General features: G+C 62.2%; 12 protein-coding genes, 2 tRNA genes and 1 pseudogene. 6 read left to right on the forward strand and 9 right to left on the reverse strand.

What is annotated here, in order from left to right; translation table 11 throughout:
- Positions 1-64: 64 nt before the first annotated feature.
- The 3 genes from BQ7471_RS07450 to BQ7471_RS07460 all read right to left on the reverse strand — a co-directional run bounded on the left by BQ7471_RS07450 (position 65) and on the right by BQ7471_RS07460 (position 3541).
- Positions 65-1057 (reverse strand): ABC transporter substrate-binding protein, encoded by a 993-nt coding sequence (locus BQ7471_RS07450; RefSeq protein WP_076465300.1) that lies wholly within the window; start codon positions 1055-1057, stop codon positions 65-67.
- 190 nt (positions 1058-1247) lie between these two features.
- Complete coding sequence (locus BQ7471_RS07455) at positions 1248-2807, reverse strand: sensor histidine kinase (RefSeq protein WP_235821262.1); 1560 nt, start codon at positions 2805-2807, stop codon at positions 1248-1250.
- On the reverse strand, positions 2804-3541 hold the full coding sequence (locus BQ7471_RS07460; protein WP_076465303.1) for a response regulator transcription factor: 738 nt from the start codon (positions 3539-3541) through the stop codon (positions 2804-2806). Before BQ7471_RS07460 ends, BQ7471_RS07455 begins: the two co-directional genes overlap by 4 nt.
- A gap of 249 nt (positions 3542-3790) precedes the next feature.
- On the opposite strand from BQ7471_RS07460, the gene BQ7471_RS07465 reads away from it, so the two are divergent.
- On the forward strand, positions 3791-4336 hold the full coding sequence (locus BQ7471_RS07465; protein ID WP_076465305.1) for a TM2 domain-containing protein: 546 nt from the start codon (positions 3791-3793) through the stop codon (positions 4334-4336).
- A gap of 68 nt (positions 4337-4404) precedes the next feature.
- Here the strand turns inward: BQ7471_RS07465 and recR are convergent, their stop codons facing one another.
- The 5 genes from recR to BQ7471_RS07490 all read right to left on the reverse strand — a co-directional run bounded on the left by recR (position 4405) and on the right by BQ7471_RS07490 (position 9279).
- A complete protein-coding gene (recR, locus tag BQ7471_RS07470; RefSeq protein WP_076465307.1) occupies positions 4405-5001 on the reverse strand; it encodes a recombination mediator RecR in 597 nt (198 codons plus the stop codon).
- A gap of 3 nt (positions 5002-5004) precedes the next feature.
- On the reverse strand, positions 5005-7515 hold the full coding sequence (locus BQ7471_RS07475; protein ID WP_076465308.1) for a DNA polymerase III subunit gamma and tau: 2511 nt from the start codon (positions 7513-7515) through the stop codon (positions 5005-5007).
- 119 nt (positions 7516-7634) lie between these two features.
- A tRNA-Ser gene (locus BQ7471_RS07480) sits at positions 7635-7722 on the reverse strand.
- A gap of 71 nt (positions 7723-7793) precedes the next feature.
- Positions 7794-7883, reverse strand: a tRNA-Ser gene (locus BQ7471_RS07485).
- Between the two features lie 55 nt (positions 7884-7938).
- Entirely contained in the window at positions 7939-9279 is a 1341-nt protein-coding gene (locus tag BQ7471_RS07490; RefSeq protein WP_076465310.1) for an AGE family epimerase/isomerase, read from the reverse strand.
- Positions 9280-9485: 206 nt separating this feature from the next.
- Between BQ7471_RS07490 and pgm the strand changes: the two genes are divergently transcribed.
- Positions 9486-11156: a phosphoglucomutase (alpha-D-glucose-1,6-bisphosphate-dependent) gene (pgm, locus tag BQ7471_RS07495; RefSeq protein WP_076465312.1), complete on the forward strand. Its 1671-nt coding sequence runs from the start codon at positions 9486-9488 to the stop codon at positions 11154-11156.
- A gap of 354 nt (positions 11157-11510) precedes the next feature.
- On the opposite strand, the gene BQ7471_RS07500 is transcribed toward pgm, so the two are convergent.
- Positions 11511-11855 carry an integrase core domain-containing protein gene (locus tag BQ7471_RS07500; RefSeq protein WP_205408269.1) on the reverse strand — a complete coding sequence of 115 codons (345 nt, stop codon included), beginning with the start codon at positions 11853-11855 and terminating at the stop codon, positions 11511-11513.
- Positions 11856-12250: 395 nt separating this feature from the next.
- Between BQ7471_RS07500 and BQ7471_RS07510 the strand changes: the two are divergent.
- The 4 genes and pseudogenes from BQ7471_RS07510 (at position 12251) to BQ7471_RS07515 (ending at position 17071) form a co-directional block, all read left to right on the forward strand.
- Positions 12251-13041 (forward strand): annotated as a pseudogene (locus BQ7471_RS07510) (ABC transporter ATP-binding protein).
- 39 nt (positions 13042-13080) lie between these two features.
- On the forward strand, positions 13081-13380 hold the full coding sequence (locus tag BQ7471_RS11150; RefSeq protein ID WP_129583381.1) for a hypothetical protein: 300 nt from the start codon (positions 13081-13083) through the stop codon (positions 13378-13380).
- 49 nt (positions 13381-13429) lie between these two features.
- On the forward strand, positions 13430-14860 hold the full coding sequence (locus BQ7471_RS11155; protein WP_129583382.1) for a hypothetical protein: 1431 nt from the start codon (positions 13430-13432) through the stop codon (positions 14858-14860).
- Positions 14861-15847: 987 nt separating this feature from the next.
- Positions 15848-17071, forward strand: coding sequence for an MFS transporter (locus BQ7471_RS07515; protein WP_076465316.1), 1224 nt, complete (start codon positions 15848-15850; stop codon positions 17069-17071).
- The last annotated feature ends 43 nt before the right edge of the window (positions 17072-17114 follow it).

The raw sequence follows: 17114 nt of genomic DNA on the forward strand, positions 1-17114 counted from the left end.
GGTGTCGCCGAATAAGAGTGCGTCGCCCTCGCTGGGGCGGGGCGAGGGCGACGCCGAGGAGGGGTCAATCGACGGTGACCGCCTTGTCGACGAGACCCGCGGGGATCTCGAGGCCGATCGCCTTCAGAGTGGCCGTATTGATGGTGAGCTGGTATTCCTTCTGCGTCTGGACCGCCATGGTCCCCGGATCCGCGCCTTCGGTGAGGATCTTGATGGCCATCTCGCCGGTCTGACGCCCCAGCTCCGCATAGTCGATGCCGTAGGTCGCAAGAGCGCCATTGGCGACGGAGTCGTTCTCACCGGCGATGAGGGGCAGCTTGGCGTCCTCGGCGGCCTGAACGACGGAAGCGAAAGCGGAGACGACGGTGTTGTCCGTCGGGACGTAGATCGCATCGACCTTGGACGCGAGGTCCGTCGCGGCCTGCTGCACTTCGGAAGAGTTCGTCACGGTCGATTCGACAACGTCGAGGCCCTCGCTCGCGGCCGCTTCCCTGGCGAGCTCCACCTGGACTTCGGAGTTGACCTCGCCGGAGGAGTAGATGATGCCGACGGTCTTCGCATCGGGCGCGAACTCCTTGATGAGAGAGATCTGGTCGGCGACCGGGTTCATGTCGGTAGTACCGGTGACATTGGACCCGGGCGCGTCGAGGGAGTCGACGAGCTGAGCGGAGACGGGGTCAGTGACCGCGGTGAAGAGGATCGGCGTAGAAGTGATCACCTGAGCGGTCGCCTGAGCCGACGGGGTCGCGACAGCGAGGATGAGGTCGAGGTCGGCGTTGGCGAACTTCGAGGCGATAGAGGTCGCGGTCGCCTGGTCCCCCTGCGCATTCTGCTCGTCCCAGGTGACGGCGATGCCGGCGTCGTCGAAGGCCTGCTTGAAGCCCTCGCGCGCAGCGTCAAGCGATGTATGGGTCGTGATCTGGGTGATGCCGATCGAGTAGGACCCGGAGGAGCCCGAAGCCGTGGACTGCGACGCGGTCGTGCCGGAGTTCGAGCAGCCCGCAAGAGCGAAGGCTGCGGCGGCAATGGCGCCGACGATGAGGGATGAGCGCTTCATAGGGGTCTCTCCACTGGTGAGTCGGATGATGTGCGACGGTGCAGGACCCGCCGCCTGCGGTGAAGGCTAACCAGAGGGACGAATCGTGAGAAGGAAGTGTTCGCTCCGTGAACACAACGGCCTCGAATTCATTCCACAATGCGGGATTAGTTACCGGACAATGCGTGTTCGTCTCTGTTCATCAATGAAATCAGTCGTGATTGAGGCGCGGGAGGAACACGGAGAACGCCGTCCCGCCGCTTCCCGTCTCCATCTCCACCCTGCCGCCGAGCGCCCGGGTGATGGACGAGACGATCGACAATCCGAGGCCGGAGGAACCCGTGCCCGCCCTCGTCCGCGACGAATCGCCGCGAACGAAACGATCGAAGACCGTCGACCGGAGGCCCTCGTCAATGCCCGGCCCGTCATCCGCAACCGTGATCCTCACCGAACCGGCAGGACCCGTGCCAGAGCGCCACCGGCGCGCTCCCGAAGAGTCCACCACGACGTCCTCCTCGGATACGGGCAGAGCATGGACGCCGATGACGACTCTCGTACCCGCAGGAGTGTGGACGCGGGCGTTATTCACCAGGTTGGCGAGGACCTGACGGATCGCGGACTCGTCGCCGAGGACCTCGCAAGCGGGGATCTCCTCCTCGTCGCCGTCCACATCGAGGACCCACTCGTGGTCCGCGCCCGCAGCATGGGCATCCGAGACGGCATCGATCGCGAGGGGGAGGACATCAACGGGAACGGACTGCAATTCCCTGCCCGCATCGAGGCGGGCGAGAAGGAGGAGGTCCTCGACGAGTCCGGACATGCGCGCTGACTCCGAGGAGATCCTGGAAAGGGCGAGCTCGGGCTCGATCGAATCGCGCCGGAGGAGTTGCGTATAGCCCTGAATCGATGCGAGCGGGGTCCGCAGTTCGTGGGAGGCGTCGGCAACGAATCGGCGCAGGCGCTGCTCGGACTCGGCCCGCGCCTGCAGAGCGGAGGCGACATTGTCGATCATGACGTTGAGGGCCTGGGCGACATCGCCGACCTCGGTGCCCCGGGGCGCAACGGATTCGTCCACGCGGTCGAGGGGCTCGATCATGTCGGTGGCGAGGTCTTTTGCGCCGATGCGGCGGGAGGTCTGGGCGACGGCGCCGAGCGGGGCAATTTCGCGGACGATCCAGCGCCTGCCGACGAAGGCCGCGCCCGCGATGATGACGATGGACAGTCCCGCCCCCATGAGGACCAGCATCATCGTCGTGCGGTCAACCGTATCGAGGGACTGCCCGACGACGATCCGGGTCCCATCCGATGACTCGGAGACGAGGACGCGGAAGGAGCCCAGGCCTTTGAGGGAGACGGTCTGGCCATGGCGCTCGACCGGCAGGGCGCGCAGCATCGCGAGACTCTCATCGTCCAGCGATGTCACCCGGAAGTCGTGGACGACGCCCGAGGTCGTCTGCCCGTCGCGTTCGACGACCTGAAGCTGTCCCTCGCTCGAGCCGGGCCCGTCCAACCCCTTCAGGGCTTTGCGGCTATCACCGTCGCGGGGGCCCTCGTCGATGGAGCGGATCCGGTGAACCGATTCCTGAAGGGTCTTGTCGACCTGGAAGATCATCCACGAGCGCATCGCGACTCCCGAGGAGGCGACGACGAGGGCGACGGCGATGAAGACGGTCGCAGCGAGGAAGAGGCTGACCCGGGTCGACAGTGGGCGCCTGCGTATTCCGATCGAGTCCCGGTGGCGCTCGAACGGGGTTTCCCGCGTGTTACTCACTCGGCGTCCTCGCCCGGGCGCAGGATGTAGCCCGCGCCGCGAACGGTGTGGATCATCGGAGTTTGTCCTGCTTCGATCTTCTTGCGCAGGTAGGAGATGTACAGTTCGACGACATTCGCCTGGCCGCCGAAATCGTAGGACCAGACCCGATCGAGGATCTGTGTCTTCGACAAGACGACATTCGGATTCTCCATGAGGTAGCGCAGCAGTTCGAATTCCGTGTTGGTCAGCGCAATGGCCTCCCCAGCGCGGGACACGTCGTGCGAGTCCTCATCGAGGCTGAGATCTCCGACGGTGAGGACGTGCGATACGGTCTGGGAACTCATCCCCGAGCGGCGCAACAGCGCATCGATGCGGGCCGTCACCTCATCGAGGTCGAATGGCTTCGTCACATAGTCATCGGCTCCGGCGCGCAGGCCCGCCACCCTGTCGGACACGGCGTCCCGCGCGGTGAGGAAGAGCACCGGCAGGTGGGGGTAGCGCTTGCGCAGACGGTCGAGTGTCTTGAGGCCGTCGAGGCCGGGCATCTGAATGTCGAGGACCACGATATCCGGATCGAACTCCGCGGCGGCGTCAAGGGCCTCCCACCCATTCGACGCGGTTCTGGTCACCCACCCCTGGTGGCGCAATGCTGCCCCGAGAAGTTCAGCGAGGACGGCCTCGTCGTCGACGACGAGGATGCGTGCGGGGGTTCCGTCGGAGCGGACGAATGATGATACGGGTGCTGGGCTCACAGGGCGATTCTGCCACGGGGCGGGTGTGTTTCTCCCGCAGATCCCCTATGGAATTCCTGTGAAGGGCGGGGCGTGTGCGCCGAATCTCACGTCAGGCCCTCAGATCCGCTCTGGCGTCGCGGATCACCGCTGCGGATCGGTGCCGGATCCCGGGCGGCGTCGAAGGAAATCGGGGCGACCTGTTAACATCCGAAGCAGTTCGCTTCGCATCTCCGCCCGGTGATGTGATCTCTCAAGAAAGCAGGCACCATGTCCACTCCAGTCACTCCTTCGGGATCTGAGCAGAATCCGTACGGCCAGCCGCTGACCCCTGCAGAGTCTCCCGTCGAATCGACCTACGAGCAGACGAATCCCTACGCGCAACCGGCCGCGGCCGCGCCCGCCCCTGAGCAGATGCCCTACGGCGACGCTTACGCGCAGACTCCCGACGCCCAGACCTCGTACGCTCAACAGCAGTACGCCGATCCGCAGGCCCAGCAGGCCTACCAGGCTCCCTATGCGGCGCAGCCCGGATACGGCGCGCAGTACTCGTACGGCGCGCCCTCGCCGGTCGGCGGCAAATCGAAGATCGTCGCCGGCATCCTCGGTCTCTTGCTGGGCGCCTTCGGCGTTCACAACTTCTACCTCGGGCGCACCGGTCGGGCCGTCGCCCAGCTGCTCATCACGGTCCTGAGCTTCGGGATCCTCTCATTCGTCTCGGTGGTGTGGGGCCTCATCGAGGGCGTCCTCATCCTCGTCTCCTCCCCCGGCTCCCCCTGGCACCAGGATGCTCAGGGCTACGAGTTGACCGACTGACCACCAGTCGTCGCGCGAGCGCCCCCGGCTAATACCGGGGGCGCTCGTTTCGTGAGGGGATGACGGCGTCAGACCATGTGGCGGCGCCCCTCAAGCGCCCGCCCCAGAGTCACCGCATCGGCGTATTCGAGGTCCCCGCCCATCGGCAGGCCCATCGCGAGCCGTGATGTGGTGACGCCGATCGTTGCGAGAGTCCTGGCGAGGAACGACGCCGTCGCCTCGCCCTCGACATTGGGGTTCGTTGCAATGATGACCTCGCTGATCTGTCCGTCGGCCAGGCGGGCGAGGAGTTGACGGATGCGCAGTTGGTCGGGCCCGATCCCGTGGATGGGATCGATGACCCCTCCGAGGACGTGGTAGCGGCCGCGGAATGCGCGGGACGCCTCGATCGCTTGAATGTCCTTGGCCTCTTGAACGACGCAGATCGCCGTCGGGTCGCGGCGGACATCCCGGCAGATGGAGCAGAGCTCGTCTTCGGTGAGGTTCGCGCACACGTGACAGTGGTGGACGCGCTGGCGCACGGCGTTGATGGCGTCGACGAGGCGGGCCACGTCTTCGGACGGAGCGTCGAGGACGTGCATCGCCATGCGCTGGGCGGACTTCGGGCCGATCCCCGGGAGCAGCCCGAACTCGTCGATGAGGTCTTGGAGTGCGCCTTCGTACACGGATCACAAGCCCCTCTCGTCAGTGCGGGTATCGATGATAGTCCCCCCGAGGATCTCGAGGACGGCGGGGACTCCGAAATTGCGGTTCATCTCGATGTCGTCGTCAGTGACGGATGGAGTGTCCTCCGCGTCGTCGAAGGCGGGGGCCGCCGGTGCTGCGGGAGCGTCCTCTTCGGGCGCCCTCATTCGGGGACTGCGAGTGGCGGGTTCGTTCGCAGTCCACGCGGGCGCCTCGTCCTCGAATGTCACTTCGCCTCCGGGCAGGGAGACCGTTTCCGCCCAGCCGCCGATGGGGGCAGATGGGACGTCATCGTAGGTGAAGACGCTCACCGTCTGCGTCTGGACGCCCGCCCCTGTGGGAGCTGCGGGCTCTGTCGGCACCACCGGCTCTGCTGCGGCTGCAGACGCGGTCAACTCTGCGGGCGCCACGGGCATTGCTCGCGGCGACGGCTCCGGTGCAGCGTCGACGGGCGCAGCGTCCAAAGGGGTGTTGTCCAAGGGCGCCGAATCAGCGGGCGGGGCGTCCATCGGCCGGGCGACCGTGGGCCACCCCTGCTGCGACGTCGGGGCATCAGCGGCGCCCGAGCCCCCCGCCTCATCGAGGCGGGGGCGGGATACGGGCTCAAAAGGGGACGGCTCCGAAGCCGCGTCATAGGCGGGGTCGACGAGGGGCTCATGCACCTGACTGTCGGGCTGCTGGGCGCCGCTGTGGCCCACCTGGGCGCGCACAGTGACCGTCAGGCCCGTCACGGCTCGAATCGCCCCTGCGACCTCAGCTGCACGGTTGCCGCGCGACAGGTTCATCGCCATGCCCTCGGAGGGGAAGAGGAGTTCCACTGTCGAGTCATTGACCGCGCCGAGGCGGGCATTGCCGATGAGGCTGCGTGTCACGCGGCTCAGCGACTCCACCTGGGCGACGATCTCCGTCCAGCGGGAGCGGATCTGGTGAGTGCCGCCCGGGGTCGATCCGGCGAAGGGGTCTCGTGCGTCGATGGGACGGGCATCCGCACCCCTATCCGGCGGGTCCGATGCCTGAGTGCTCCGCCCGCGCTCGGAGTCGGCCTCGTGATCATCCCGCTCCCGGGAGTGACCGGTGGGCGCAACGGGTGTCCCGAGGACGGCGGCGGATGGCCAGCCGGACGGGGCCTGCGCATCGGGTGATTGACGATCCCGTGGAAGCGGCGAGGGGTGGTCAACGGGTCGGTCGTCATCGCGCTGTGGGGGCGCGCTGGGCGAGTGCGTGCCCGCAGTGGAACCATGCGACGGCACGCGGGAGGAATCATCCCGCTGCCCCGCACTCGCCTGAGAGCGCTGTCTCTTCGAGCGTGCGAGCGCCTCTCTGGCTTCCCGAGCACCGAAGCGGCTCTGCGCGGGAGCGTCCTCGATCGACGTCGCAGCCGGTGCCCCGGCGGGAGCGGGTTCGACGAGGAGCCTGCCGATGAGCAGTTCGAGTTGGAGGCGCGGCGAGGTCGCGCCGACCATCTGACGCAGCGCCTCATCCGCGAGATCCGCCGCACGCGACAGGCCGCGGGAGTTCCACGCCGCGACCTGGGAAACCATCCTGTCCCACTGGTCGGCGGGAACGGACGTCAACACGTCGCGCGCGCGATCACCGGCGACGGAGATGATGAGCAGGTCACGCAGTCGCTGGAGCAGATCTTCGACGAAACGACGCGGATCGTGGCCCGAATCCACCATCTGTTCGACGACGCGATAGGCACCGGCCCCCTCCCCCGCTGCGAGTGCTTCCACCGTCTCGTCCAAAAGGGCGGTGTCGGTGTAGCCGAGCAGGGAGACCGCAGTCCGGTAGGAGACTTCGGAGTCGATGGCGCCCGCCATCAGTTGGTCGAGGATCGACAGGGTGTCGCGTACCGAACCGCCGCCCTCGCGCATGACGAGGGGGAGGACGCCGTCGGCGACGCGGATGTGCTCGTCGTCGGCGAGGGACTGCAGATACGGTTCGAGGACGTCGGGCGGCACGAGGCGGAAGGGATAGTGGTGGGTGCGCGAGCGGATCGTGCCGAGGACCTTATCGGGCTCTGTCGTGGCGAAAACGAACTTCACGTGATCGGGCGGCTCTTCGACGAGTTTGAGCAGCGCATTGAAGCCCTGCGGCGTCACCATATGGGCTTCGTCGATGATGAAGATCCGGTAGCGGTCGCGTACGGGCACCGATGTAGCGCGCTCGCGCAGGTCGCGCGCATCATCAACGCCGCCGTGACTGGCCGCGTCGATCTCTACCACGTCAAGGGAGCCGGGGCCGCCTGTGGCAAGTTCACGGCACGAATCGCACTGCCCGCACGGCGTGTCCGTCGGTCCTTCAGCGCAGTTGAGGCAGCGCGCGAGGATACGCGCCGACGTCGTCTTCCCGCACCCCCTGGGACCGGAGAACAAGTACGCGTGCGTCACCCGATTGGCGCGCAGCGCAGCGCGGATCGGGCTGGTCACATGATCCTGACCGATCACCTCGGCGAAAGTGTCGGGGCGATACCGTCGATACAGAGCTATGGTCACACCCCAACCCTACGTGTCGACACGAGCATGTGCGGCATTGATCATCACATGTGCGACCGGAGCGCCCCGTACACGATGAAGTCCCGGGACATCGCGGAACAACGTCCTGGGACTGAGAGCGGAGACGAGGGGATTCGAACCCCTGAATCGCGCAACACGATTAACTCCTTAGCAGGGAGCCCCTTTCGGCCGCTCAGGCACGTCTCCAATACCGACAACCCTAATGCATGAACTCCGAGCGTCGAAATCGTCAGGCCCACACCACAGCGAAGTCGGTCTGGCGGAGGGCGGGGGATTCGAACCCCCGGTGCCATTGCTGACACAACGGTTTTCAAGACCGTCACCTTCGGCCACTCGGTCAGCCCTCCAGACTCGTCGATCGTACCCGACGACGAGCGCAAACGAAGACTCAGAGTCACATGATCAATGCCTCAGACCGAAGAAGTTCCACGACTTCTTATCCGAGGGCGCCTCTTCGGGTTTATCGAGCAGGCCGCGCGATAGGGCCGCCGCATACGGCGGCCACAGCGGCACGCGGACGGCGAGCATCGCCTGCACCGCATGGTAGACGTCCCAACGGGACGCCTTCGCGGAGTCGACCTTGCGGTTGACATTGTCGAGGCGGCGCTTCCACCTGCCCGGCTGTGTGATGAGGTAGTCGTTCACATAGTCGAGGAACGACCGGTAGCAATGCTCGTAGTGTTCAACCTCACCCGGAGCGCAGCCATCGTCGAGACGAGCCCGGCGCAGTGCCGCAGTCGCACTGATGCCCTCACACACAACCCACTGCTGATGCTCATCCTCACCCTCGAGCGGCGAGCCGTCGACGCCGATGCACGTCGCGAAACCCGGTTCACCGTTCATGCGCCGCCATCCGTCGACTCGCGAGCGCTCGAAGACCTCGGTCGCGAATTCGAGGAGGTAGTCGGGCTGTGAACGCCCCATGGAGCGCAGCCCCGCGCGGATCTGCAATGCGAGCCTCGACCACTGCAGGGCGTGACCTGTCACGTAGCCGTGATAGATGCGGCGCCGATCGCACATCCCCTCGGGCTCGCCGATCAGGGGCTTCCACGAGTTGTCGTAGTACTCCGGCAGGCGCCACTCGTGTTCGGATGCGCTCTGGTGCGCGAACTCCGCCATCACTTCGGCGCGCTCAAGCCACACCGGGTCGGTCGTCGCCTCCGCGGCGGCCAAGTATGCTTCCGCGGTGTGCAACAGGGTTCCGATCGTCCTGACGGGCAGTACATCGGAGAAGTCCTCGGAGTACTGGTCGCGGACCAGGCCATTGCCCTCGAGCCAGTGCCTCTCTTGATCGTGGAGCATCGTGTGCAGCAGTTCATGCGCATTGGGGCGGTTGGCGACTGCGGCGGCGGCGAGGCCGAGGATGACGTAGGCGTTGTGGTACTGGGATTTGCAGCGCCCGTACTCGTCCCAGGGGACGCCGTGCCCCTCGGCGTCGGGCTCGGCGGTGATGGATGTCCACATGCCGCCGTGAACGGGGTCGAGGAAGTAGGTGGACAGGGCCTTCATCGCATGGTCGGCGTAGCGGCGCGAACCGGGCAGGCCCATCAGGGCCCCCAGCGAGAAGACGTAGAGCATGCGGGCGGTAACAGCGAGGTCGATCCTGCGGCTGAGGTCTGGTTCTCCGTCGTCAGTGAGGTGGGCGAAGCCGGTTGTCACAATCGCGCCTTCGGCCTCTTTGATAAGCGCCTGCATCTGTGCGGACAACCATCTGTTGTGCTCCACTGAGTCGAACCATCCCACGGTGTTCTCCTAAGCATCGTCGCTATTGCCGGCCGGGCGGTGACTGGCGCTAACAGCGTAGCGGATCGGCGCCCTCGGCTGCGACATCCTTCCCCCGTCCCCTCCCCGACGAGGGGGCGAGCGAGCGCCCTCGCGCAGTCCCAGCAGGCGAAACAATTGCCCTATTCGATTCCTCTACCGCCCCGATGAGTGAGAAACTATGGACTATGCATGAAAGAGCTGGCACTGTTGCCCTTCCAGAAGACCTCATCAACGTTGACGAAGTCGTCAACGCCTACTATGACATTGAGCCCGACCCGTCGGTGATCGACCAGCGCGTGTCCTTCGGCACGTCCGGGCACCGCGGCTCCTCCCTCGATGCGAAGTTCAACGAGGCTCACATCGTTTCGATCACAGCTGCGATCGTCGAATACCGTGCGGCTCAGGGCTTCGACGGCCCTCTCTTCATCGGCCGTGATACCCATGCCCTGTCGGAACCGGCGTGGCGGACCGCCCTTGAAGTGCTCGCCGCAGCTGGAGTCCGCGTCATGATCGATTCACGCGGCTCTTACACCCCGACTCCCGCCGTCTCCGTCGCGATCCTCGGTGCCAATGGCGCCCCCACCGAGTTGCGCACCTCGGGCCCCGGCCTCGCCGACGGCATCGTCGTCACCCCCTCTCATAACCCGCCCCGGGACGGCGGCTTCAAGTACAACCCGCCTCACGGCGGCCCCGCCGATACGGATGCGACCGGGTGGATTGCGAATCGCGCCAATGAGATCCTCGAACAGGGATGGCGCAAGATCCCGCGCATCATCGGCTCCTCGCTCTTCGAGGACGAGCACCTGGAGAAGTTCGACTACCTCGCCTACTACGTCGGCCAACTCGACACGGTCATCGATATCGACGCGATCCGCTCGGCCGGGGTCCGTATCGGCGCAGACCCCCTCGGCGGCGCCTCCGTCGACTATTGGGCGGCGATCTGTGAGCAGTACGGCCTCGACCTGACGGTCGTCAACCCCGTCGTCGACCCGGCGTGGCCGTTCATGACGCTCGACTGGGACGGCAAGATCCGCATGGACTGCTCCTCGCCGAACGCCATGGCGTCCCTGCGAGAGGCGATGACCCCGGATGCGCAGGGCAACACCCCCTACGATATCGCCACCGGGAATGACGCGGACTCGGACCGCCACGGCATTGTGACCCCCGATGGGCTCATGAATCCGAACCACTATCTCGCGGTCGCCATCGAGTACCTCTTCACGCACCGCCCCGGATGGGCGGAGAACGCGGCCGTCGGCAAGACCCTCGTGTCCTCGGCCCTCATTGACCGCGTCGTCGCCGCCATGGGCCGCACGCTCATCGAGGTGCCTGTCGGCTTCAAGTACTTCGTCCCCGGCCTCCTCGACGGTTCTGTCGGCTTCGGCGGCGAGGAGTCCGCAGGAGCGTCGTTCCTGCGCAAGGACGGCACCGTGTGGTCGACCGACAAGGATGGCATCATCCTCGCCCTGCTGGCATCGGAGATCCTCGCGGTTACCGGGAAGACCCCTTCGCAATTGCACGACGAGCAGGTGGCCCGCTTCGGCGCCTCCGCCTACGCCCGTATCGACGCACCCGCGTCGCGCGAGGAGAAGGCGAAGCTCGCGGCACTGTCCCCCGAGGATGTGACGGCAACCGATCTCGCGGGCGAGGCGATCGTCGACCGCCTCGTCGCGGCCCCCGGCAACGGGGCCGCGATCGGCGGGCTCAAGGTGACCACCGAAAACGCATGGTTCGCGGCGCGGCCCTCAGGTACCGAGGACGTGTACAAAATCTACGCGGAGTCCTTCAAGGGAGCCGAGCACCTCGCCGAAGTCCAAGAGGCGGCGAAGGGCGTCGTATCCGACGCCCTCGGATGACGCGTCTCAATCGCTGAATCTGGGAAGCGCCCCCGTTCTTCGTGCCGGAAGGCCGAAGGGCGGGGCGCTTGTTGCAGTGGCCCCGTTGGTCGGGGTTCTGGTCACTCAGCTGGGTATGATTTTGTTGCCCTGTTGTTGATGATCCGGTGGGTGTTGCCGCCTAGTCAAGTAATAGGGACACTGCCCAGGAAATGCCTGAGGTCTATTCGCAACGCGGGTGTCAGCATCGGGTGTCACCATCCATGTACCAAACCTCAACGCCGCCGTTGGACCGTCACCGAAGTCCTGACACATAACATGCTCGCCCACACCAACGTAATCCCACTCAACAAGATCGCCTACGACTGTCCCGCGTCAAGTAGTTGGCACGATTTCCTTGGGTTGAAATGTCGGGATGGTGGGGTCGGCCAGTCTCAGGTGCACCTCCTTGGGCCGGTTCCATGAAATGGCCTCGTGCGGCCGGATCTCGTTGTACTCGATCCGGTAGTCCTCGGCCCACTCGGCGAGCATGAGCGCATCATCAATCTCATCCAGGTAGAGCCGTTCGTACTTCAGCGTGCCGAAGCCGCGTTGCCGGGATCCGTTCTGCCCCGGGGTCTTCACCCGGGTGCGCACGTGGTGTAGTTCGGGGTGGGCGGTGACGAAGGATTCGAAGCGGAAGGACCGGGACGGGCCACCGTTGTCCGTCACGATGGTCACCGCCAGCCAGCACGCTCACCACGATCCGGGTCTTCTTCTCCGCCGGGATCGAGGGTGGCCTACCCATACTCAGACTCTCCTTCAAGGCCTACATAACGGCCCTGCCACATAGTCTGACGCGCGACATCAGCACACCACTGCCGGACTTGACCCGCGATCCCCAAAGGAAGGCGAAGCAGCCATAACTTTATGTGACTCTTGACACACAGGAATCTGCTTGGCAGCATGTAACTGTGCCGTAGCACAAACACAAGAGAAGCTGTTGCGTGGTGGATTACATGCCAAAACAAAGGCATGTATCCAGCAGTCGACATGCCTGCCTTCTCGCAAGGCGGAACGTGGAAGGCGTACTGCAGGAGCTAGTCTCCGCTTCCAAACCCCCAACCAGGCAGAAGATGGAGTGGAGGGCCGTGACAACGACAACTCTAGATGCTTCAAAGCTAACTAAGAAATACGGCCGCCACACGGTCCTGCAGAGTTTCTCACTGAACCTAAAGCCAGGGGTAATCCATGGCCTCTTAGGGCCTAATGGCTCAGGGAAAACCACGACCCTCCACATCATCACTGGAATAATAAAGCCAAGTTCCGGTAGCGTCCAAATTACAGGTGTCTCAATTGAAAAAAGGAGTCTCGTAATCATTTGGGATTTGCACCTGACGATCTGGCGTTACCCATGTCGTTAACAGGTGAAGAATTCCTGAAATTTCATGACTCCTTGCGACGCACTAACACCAAACTCCGTAGTGAACTTCTGGCTGAAATCCTGGGACTTACTGACGATATCCACCGCCCAATTGCCCAATATTCCCACGGAATGAAGCGGAAGGTACAACTTATCGCAGCTCTCTCTCATGAGCCTGAACTACTCATCCTTGATGAGCCATTCCGCAGCCTCGACCCTGAGGCCTCATCCATTTTACTGAGCCTATTGAATGAATTTACCTCATCTGGACGAACAGTACTGATTGCAACACATGACATGCTACGCGCAAACCGAGACTGTGATACCGTTACCATCCTGAACCAAGGTAGCATTGTTAGCCAAGGTGCGCCAAACGAACTCATCACACTCACGCCGGGAGCGGAGACTCTTGAAGACGTCTTCATGAATGTGACAGGACTCTACGACGAGAAAGAACTGCGTCAAAGTAGACTGAAGGACTTATTCAATCCAATGCACATTTAAATCACCTGATCTCCTGCTCACACACAGAAGGACGAAATCATGAAGCTTTTCTCCAACCTGATGATTGCCGCAATTAGCGGGATTCTGACTGGCGCATCTCTATTGTTTTTAGCCATCGTTGTGGCGACGGGATTCGCTTACCTGACAAGTTCTTCGATTTATTTGCCTGGCATCATCCAAGCATGGTTTACAACTGAAAACGACATGCCTGCTTTGAACTTCAATCCAAATTTTACTGGAATGCTAGGGTGGATTGGAGTAGTTGCGGTCATGTTTTGTCTTACAGCATGGCGTCGGACAAGAGAAACTCAAGCAAACACCACTCACGCCAATGATTAACCCTATTCTTACAGTTTCCAGGACTGTAGTTCTCACGTGGATTCGCGGAATGGCATCAACATTTCGAACACGACCCAAGAATATTCTCTATGGCGGAATACTACTCTTACTATCAGCAGTAGCCCTTGGCTTCCTTCTAGCACTCATAGCGGTTAGCGGGTTAAATGTTAAAATACCGATAGAGCTGAGGTCCACTATCCTCAGAACATCTATCGGAGGTTCTGTAATAATCGCTGGCACAATTGCCACAATTCTCTGTATTACAACACCCGCAAGCAATGCGCTGCATACGCTTCTAGATCTTTTGCCCATCTCGAGAGTTCATGCACATATTGGCATGAGAATGCCATTCCTCATTGTCGGGCTTTCCTTCAGCATCCCCTTATCAGCCACAGCATGTCTGATCATCGTTCGGTTTAGTTCAGGATGGACCGATTTCCTTCTGTCCCTTATAATCCTAGTCGCAACGATCCTCGTCGCCCTCACTACCGCCACTGGCCTGTTTACCATAATCCACTTCTTTCTGCGTCAATACCTTAGAATTCCCTACAATTACGCAACTATTATGGCTGGAGCAATCGTGATTGCTTCAAGCATATCAACAGCCATAGGAGATATTGTAACCTTACACCCGTCCACGGAATCCGGATTTAAATTCGCAGACCTTCTTCTTCATCGAGTCTCCGCTTCTATCGTGGCTAATCCATTGACAGTTGGCGGTTGGCTCGGACTAGCTGCCTGGGGATTAGTCGGGCTTCTTACTTTCATTTCATCGGGCCATCTGCACGATCAGAACCTTACTAAAACTCCGGTACTCATCTTTCACGGCTTGACACCGTCACTAAGTCCTGTACGCGGCTCATTGTGGTTCACCTTCTTGCTAACAGCACGAAGCTCACAGTTCTTTATGGCTGCACTACTGCCAATCCCTCTTCTTACAACGATGTGGCTCTTTCGAGAGCATCCTTTTCTGCTTGAAACTCAAGAGGCCTTCGCCCTCATTATCCCTAGCCTTCCTTCCTATCTCGCCGTCTATGCGGTCGGCCGCATCATACATTCGAGATGGATTGGAACCATGACCACAGCATCTTCCGATTGGTGGATTTGGCCAACCATCATTGTTTATACTACAATATCACTAACGATAGCCACATTGGCGGCCACTGCGGAAATAACACTAGGTTTCATAGCCATCAATAACCTTCATGAATTGTATTCTCGGGTTGTGTTAACCGTAGCATGCGCATTACTCGGTGGCGCACTTGTTCCGTACAACGAAGAACATCCACTCACCATCACGGCTGCAGGGCTTGCAACCCTGGTGATCACGATGGCCGCATCACTACTTCTGTCGCTCGCCACTCCCACAGGACACGCGATAGTTGGATCATCACTGAGGCTACTAAACGCATTTTTTCTCATATTACTTGTGTTCATGGTTTGCCAAAGAGTAGAAGACGCGGTCAGCCATGCGGAATAGCACGCCAATTCGCCTAACAAGCGGAGTACGCGTAGTAGATGATGGCTACCTATTTGCAGAAGTTGGAATATTTGTTTCGTCACACCATCCCCGACTGCGGAGTGAGCTTCTTGGTGCAGGGCTCGCATCGGAGATATCGTCGCCTTGGTGGAGATCAAGAAGTTCCGCGATCGTTCTAGCTCCTGACGTTTCTGCCGCCCCCCTTCGATCTTTGATTCACAATCTTCACGGAATGCTTCGAACGATCATCATTTTGGTATTTTTGACAACATTATCCATCACTTTCAACAATGTTGGCATAGTCGGAATATGCATCGCCGCAGCTATCTTCCTTGCTAGCATACTGTTACACGAAGCAGGCCATGTTTTCGCCTTTCGCCTCGTCGCTCCTCGTCGGTACGCAGTCTTGGTTTCTGCCGGATTGCGCTGTCACATGGTTCGCCCAGCCCTAGAGGGTTGGAGGGAGATCACAGTAGTTATTGCAGGTCCAATCGCACCTATGCTCCCGACGATAGGGTTTCTTCTGTATGCAAGAAGCGCAACTTTCGTTGTCTATGTGTGGGGTGCTATAGCTTTGGGGCACGTCCTACTATTGCTCATTCCTATCGGAGATGGCGCGAATCTTCACCTTGCTATTTTTCGCCGCAGGACATAGCGGATTATTCAGTAAAGTTCGAAGAACTTCTTACACACGAGTAACTGGGTTAAGTTTTGTCGCGTTGTTGTGGATAGGCGCCGGTAGCTGGGTGTGGTGACGAGGTCTTGGAGGGTAGTGTCGGATAGGTAGTGCCGTTCGCCGTTCTTCGTGTTGTTTGAGCTGGACGGCTCCAGGGGAGGTGGACGCGGTCGGTTCGGCGTTGACTCGATGAGTGGGACGCTTCACCCGAGGATCAAGCGCTCCGACTGAGAAACACTCGCATGTGAGCGTCGAGGACCGCATCCGGGCCGATCATGAGGCGATCCGGCGGCGGCCGCTAGAATCGTCTCGTGCTGTCCGCTTATAGTGAGCTTCTCCGCGTGCCCGGAGCATGGAGATTCTCCCTCGCGGGGTTCGTCCTGCGGCTTCCGATGTCGATGATGGGGATCTCCACGATCCTCCTCGTCAAAGCATCCTATGGGAATTACACGCTCGCCGGCGCCGTCGCCGCCGTCGCGATCGTTTCCACGGCCGTTGTCGCGCCCACTTTGGCGCGCCTCGTCGATCAGTCGGGGCAACTGAAGGTGATGGGGCCCGCGCTGACGGTGTCCGCCCTATCCGCCGTGGGTCTGCTCGTCGCCTCGGCGAATCGAGCTCCGATCCCCCTCGTCATCGTCTTCGCGGCATTGGGCGGCGCCACGTGGGGCTCTCCGGGCGCCCTCGTGCGCTCCCGCTGGGCCCGCGTCGTCGCGAACCCCCGTCAGTTGACCTCCGCTTATGCTCTGGAATCGGCCCTCGACGAGTTCATCTACATCCTCGGGCCCGTGCTCTCCACCATGTTGGGGACCTCCGTCCACCCGGGGGCGGGGATCGCCCTGTCGGCCGTCTTCCTCGCCCTCGGCGGCACCGCCTTCCTCGGGCAGCGATCCTCTGAGCCCCCGCCGCAGCCGCGGGCCGATGGAGTGCGCAGCCATTCCGTCATCCTCCAGCCCGTCGTCCTCGTCATGGCGCTCACCTATGTCGGAGCCGGGGCGCTGTTCGGGGCCAATGATGTGGCAGTCGTCGAATTCACGGCTGAACGCGGGGCTCCCGCGCTCAGCGGCGTCCTGCTCGCCGTCTCCTCCTTCGGCTCGTTGGTGGCGGCCCTCGTCTACGGGGCCCGAGTGTGGCGGCTCGATCTGTGGAGGCTTTACGCGATCGGCGTCGTCGCCCTCGGGATCGGTGTGGCACCCTTCTTGCTCGCCGATTCACTGCAAGTGATGGCCGGGGCGATGCTGATCATGGGCATGGCGTGCGCTCCGACAATGACGAACGTCAATATGATCATTGCGAAAGTCGTTCCGCGGACCCAGCTCACAGAGGGGTTGACATGGATGAGCACATCCATGAATCTCGACGTGTCCATCGGGTCCGTCCTCGCCGGGCCCGCTGTCGATGCGGGCGGTGCATGGGGCGGCTACCTCGTGGTGGTCGGCGCCGCATGGGTGATGGTCGTCCTCATGGTGGCGGGTCTGGGGCACCTGCGCCGCGGGACCGAAGACGCATCACCACCGCGTTTGCCCTCTGGCGGCTGACGAGGACGGCCACCCGCAAACATGGCGGCCGGGCGCACGGGAG

The organism is Actinomyces mediterranea (genome assembly GCF_900155595.1).
GTDB lineage: Bacteria > Actinomycetota > Actinomycetes > Actinomycetales > Actinomycetaceae > Pauljensenia > Pauljensenia mediterranea.

Bases quoted from the DNA above. Each gene is read 5' to 3' on its own strand.
- BQ7471_RS07465 (WP_076465305.1), top strand. From the start codon at position 3,791: ATGTCCACTCCAGTCACTCCTTCGGGATCTGAGCAGAATCCGTACGGC.
- BQ7471_RS07450 (WP_076465300.1), bottom strand. From the start codon at position 1,057: ATGAAGCGCTCATCCCTCATCGTCGGCGCCATTGCCGCCGCAGCCTTC.
- BQ7471_RS11155 (WP_129583382.1), top strand. From the start codon at position 13,430: ATGGCATCAACATTTCGAACACGACCCAAGAATATTCTCTATGGCGGA.
- BQ7471_RS11150 (WP_129583381.1), top strand. From the start codon at position 13,081: ATGAAGCTTTTCTCCAACCTGATGATTGCCGCAATTAGCGGGATTCTG.
- pgm (WP_076465312.1), top strand. From the start codon at position 9,486: ATGCATGAAAGAGCTGGCACTGTTGCCCTTCCAGAAGACCTCATCAAC.